The organism is Kineococcus vitellinus, from assembly GCF_009906315.1.
Classification (GTDB): domain Bacteria; phylum Actinomycetota; class Actinomycetes; order Actinomycetales; family Kineococcaceae; genus Kineococcus; species Kineococcus vitellinus.
Genome location: NZ_JAAALL010000646.1, coordinates 1 through 519, shown reverse-complemented (window position 1 = coordinate 519; position 519 = coordinate 1). Strand labels below are relative to the sequence as shown.

At 66.5% G+C, this 519-nt stretch carries 1 protein-coding gene; it reads right to left on the bottom strand.

What is annotated here, in order from left to right; translation table 11 throughout:
- Positions 1-183 precede the first annotated feature (183 nt).
- Entirely contained in the window at positions 184-351 is a 168-nt protein-coding gene (locus GTQ99_RS23910; protein WP_166618103.1) for a hypothetical protein, read from the bottom strand.
- Between the last annotated feature and the right edge of the window lie 168 nt (positions 352-519).

Sequence of the window (519 nt, the reverse complement as noted above, 5' to 3'; positions counted from 1 at the left end):
GCCGTCTGCACCCCCAGCATCAACTCACTCACACTCACGATCGACAAGTACGTCGCCGACCCCACATCGTGGCTGAACCGCGTTCCCGCCGGCGACCGCATCAGATCGATGACCACACCGGTGTCCAGCACGTACCCCTCGCCCACCGGCCCAGCGCTCATCAGATCGCCACTCACCGCCGCTTCACAACCGGCCCGCCAGGGCGACCAGGAGCACCGCCCACGACGCTGTCAGCAGCGTCGCCATCAACGTCCCCAGCATCAGCGCCACCAGCATCAACGCCACCAGCATCAACGCCACCAGCATCAACGCCACCAGCATCAACGCCACCAGTGCCAGCGCTGCCAGCATCAACGCCCTCAACGTCGGCGCCCTCAACGTCGGCGCCCTCAACGTCGGCGCGACCGAAGTAGGGGTCGCTGACCTCCTCACCCCAGAACGCGTGCTGCTGACGAGCGAACGCCGCATGATCGAATGGGCCCGCCGCAGCATTCAGACCCACCGCATCGCCCAACCGCA

Coding starts and splice junctions, on each gene's coding strand:
- GTQ99_RS23910 (WP_166618103.1), bottom strand. CDS start 351: ATGCTGGCAGCGCTGGCACTGGTGGCGTTGATGCTGGTGGCGTTGATG.